3 protein-coding genes are annotated in these 3,718 nt (G+C 40.3%); all 3 read right to left on the reverse strand.

Annotation, left to right across the window (positions count from 1 at the left end; all coding sequences use genetic code 11):
* The coding region (locus D5R40_RS31095; RefSeq protein WP_153183525.1) for an alcohol dehydrogenase catalytic domain-containing protein at window positions 1-568 on the reverse strand (568 nt) is incomplete at its 3' end.
* Window positions 569-577: 9 nt separating this feature from the next.
* A complete protein-coding gene (locus D5R40_RS31100) occupies window positions 578-1,576 on the reverse strand; it encodes a zinc-dependent alcohol dehydrogenase family protein (RefSeq protein ID WP_124146664.1) in 999 nt (332 codons plus the stop codon).
* Window positions 1,577-2,026: 450 nt separating this feature from the next.
* Window positions 2,027-3,397, reverse strand: a complete 1,371-nt coding sequence (gene glmU, locus D5R40_RS31105; RefSeq protein ID WP_124146663.1) for a bifunctional UDP-N-acetylglucosamine diphosphorylase/glucosamine-1-phosphate N-acetyltransferase GlmU — start codon at window positions 3,395-3,397, stop codon at window positions 2,027-2,029.
* Window positions 3,398-3,718 lie beyond the last annotated feature (321 nt).

Consider the following 3,718-nt stretch of genomic DNA (forward strand, 5'->3'; position numbering starts at 1 on the left):
CCCACCCTGTGGAGGAGTGGGGAAACCAGCACCCCCTTACCAACCCCCTTATGGTTGTAATTACCTCCAATCCAGCTAACACTGACAACTGTACCCCAAAACCACCAACCCCACCAGCACCACCATGAATTAAAATAGTTTGCTCTGACTGAATGTGCAAGCGTCGATGCAAAGCTTGGTAAGCAGTCAAACCCGCACAAGGAATAGCAGCAGCTTCAGTAAAAGAAACACCTTCTGGAAGTGGAGCAACTGCTATGGCGGTAGCGTTAGTATATTCTGCATAACCTCCGGGTTTAGACAAATTTCCATGATAATAAACTCGATCTCCAACTTGCCAGTCAGTCACATCAGCACCGACAGCATCCACAACTCCCGCCACATCTAACCCTAAAATAAATGGATAACTCCACCTTGACGACCCAGAAGCAGCTACTTTGTAGTCAACAGGATTTAATCCTACTGCATGAACTTTTACCCGTATTTCTCCTGCTTTTGGTTGTGGTAAAGGCATTTCGGCCATAAGTAAACTATCGGGAGTTCCTGGTTTATCCAATACTAATGCTTTCATTTTTATCTCCTAAAGTTGAATTGTAATTTTGCCAAAATGGGAACCTGTTTCCATATAACTTAGTGCTTCTGGAGCTGACTCAAATGGAAAGACGCGATCGCATACAGGATGTAATTTATTCACATCTATGGCCTTATTCATTGCCTCAAACATCTGGCGCGAACCGACAAAAATTCCTTGTATCCGGACTCCTTTCATCACTGCGGGTAAAGGATTAAATTCTGCTTGCGCTCCTGCTAATACACCTATTAAACTAATTTGCCCTCCCATTTTGACTGCTTTTAAAGACTTACTCAAAGTATTTGCTCCACCAACTTCCACAATATAATCAACTCCCACTCCCTCAGTTAACGCCAACACCTGTTTTTCCCACTTCGTTACAGACTTATAATTAATGACATCAGATGCACCTAACTGCTTCACCCTCTCCAACTTTTCATCACTACTGGAAGTTGCAATGACTCGCGCTCCTGCCATAACTGCAAACTGTAAAGCAAACAAAGAAACTCCACCTGTTCCCATAACTAACACTGTTTCCCCTGGTTTTAAACCTGCTTCCATTAAAGCGTGCCAAGCTGTTACTGCAGCACAAGGTAAAGTAGCTGCTTCTGTATCAGATAAGTGAGACGGAATACTTACTAAACCATCTTCAGACAACACCAAATATTCTGCCAACATTCCGTCAACTTCACCACCCAAAGCTGACTTAAATGCCTCCTTAGTTAAATTACCCGATCGCCATTTCTGCATAAAAATACTCGCAACTCTGTCTCCAGGTTTAAATTTAGTGACACCTTCTCCTATTGACACAACTTCTCCTGCTCCATCGGAACATGGAATAACAGGTAAATTTAGATGGGGGTTGTAAAGACCTTTAACCATTAAAATATCTCGATAGTTAAGGGAGACAGCTTTAACTTTCACTAAAACTTCTCCAAATTTTGGTTGTGGTTGTGGTCTTTCAGTACAGACTAAATTACCAAATTCCTGAATTTCAAAAGCTTTCATAATTAGTTATCAGTTATCAGTTATCAGTTATCAGCAAAATTTGTAGGGTGCGTTAGACGGCTAAAATTTAGACTATGAAAGCCATTTAACAGTCTGTCGTAACGCACCATTGAATATGTGTCAGTCTACTACTGGACTCCTGAACCGTATTGCATTTATAAATGGTGCGTTAATGAAATGTAACGCACCCTACTGGACTCCTTTTTCAAAATTCTCTCTAACCATCTTCCCTACTACCCTACTCTCCTAATAGTTAAGTTGTATAATCTCTGTACCTCTAAATTTTGGTTTAGAATAATCGATGGTTCTTGAGCTACGTCAATAATCAGTAACCTAGTAAACAGGCGTTGATTTTTATATTTTTGAAGAACCAGGAATAGCAATTGATCAATTGACTTTATCCAAGCATTCATTAGGGGGATAGTAATCTTTCAACTCACCTGAGTACAGTTACTGCTTTAACCGCCAACCTTTTCTCGTAAGTTGTCGAGAGCGAGCAATAACCAAACTATCATCCTCCACATTCTTTGTTACTACCGAACCTGCCGCCACCGTCACATCTTCCCCCAAAGTCACAGGAGCAACCAATACACTATTTGCACCAGTCTTAGAGCGATCGCCAATTTCGGTATGATGTTTTTTCACTCCATCATAGTTAGCAATAATTGTACCTGCACCAACATTTACCTTTTCTCCCAAGGTCGCATCCCCTAAATAAGATAAATGAGCTGCATTAGTGCGATCGCCCACCTGAGCTTTTTTCAATTCTACGAAATTACCAATTCGACAGCGAGAACCCACTTGAGAATCTCCTCGTAGATGTGCATAAGGGCCAATACTAGTATGATCTGCCACCGCACTATCAGAAATCACCGAATACAAAATCGATACATTTTTACCGATCTGACTATTTTCAATCAAACTTCCTGGCCCAACACGACTACCAGCACCAATGGTACTTCTACCCCGAATATGAGTTTGTGGTTCAATAATCACATCCCGTTGTAACAAAACTGTATCATCAATAGTGATACTATCGGGGTCTATCAAAGTTACTCCAGCGCTCATCCAATCATCTTTAACCCGCGTTTGCAAAATATCATAAGCTGTAGCCAAGTGTTTACGGTCGTTAATACCAACAATTTCTTGATAGTCATTCACATCAACTGCCATAACAGGGCTGAGAAAATTAACTGTATCTGTTATGTAGTACTCTTGTTGGTCATTATTTGTGGTAAGTCTTGGTAAAATCTCTGCTAAAGCTGGCCATCTAAAACAGTAGACTCCGGCATTTACTCGGTGGTTTTGTTTCTGAGCTGCCGTACAGTCTCGGTCTTCTACTATTTGTGTAACGATGTTATTTGTATCACAGAATATTCTACCGTAACCTTTGGGATTAGGCAGATTCGCAGTCAAGATGGTGGCTGAATTTTGATTTTCTTTGTGAGTGTCAATTAAATTCTTCAGAGTTTCTGGCCGTAATAATGGTACATCCCCATTTAAAACCAGAAGGTCTTCAGAAAATCCTTCAAGACTGGGTAATAACTGTTGAACGGCATGACCAGTCCCTAATTGTTCCCTTTGCTCTACAAATTCCGGGGTGGGTAAGTTATCGTCTTGATTCTCAGTATTAAGAAGAGACTCTTGTACAAGGTCTCCACGATAACCAACTATAATAATTATTCTCGATGGTTGAATAGAAACACAACTTTTCAAGACCCGTTCTACTAAGGTACAAGAACCTAACTGGTGTAATACCTTAGGTAGGTCAGATTTCATTCTGGTGCCACGTCCAGCCGCTAAAATTGCTACCGCTACCATGATTTTTGAGATTATTTTCTTATTGAATAAGAAACGTTATATTAGCGAATCTATAATATTTATCCTCTCATATATGGCAGTCCTCGAGGTGGTTGTTTAGAAAAAGTGGGAGATAGGGAGTAGGGCAGTAGGAGAGTAGGGGAGATTGAGAAAGATTTGGCAATGGCGCTCAGATTGAACATTTTTTTGATACCGACATTAAGCGGATATGATATAAAAAGCAGATAATATAAGACTTTTAGCTATTGGGTAGTCTCTGCAATTTGTAAATATACCCCTCAAGCACTGCTTTTTTTTCATAAAATCTCACTTTTGACTTTT

The organism is Okeania hirsuta (assembly GCF_003838195.1).
GTDB classification, from domain to species: Bacteria; Cyanobacteriota; Cyanobacteriia; order Cyanobacteriales; family Microcoleaceae; genus Okeania; species Okeania hirsuta.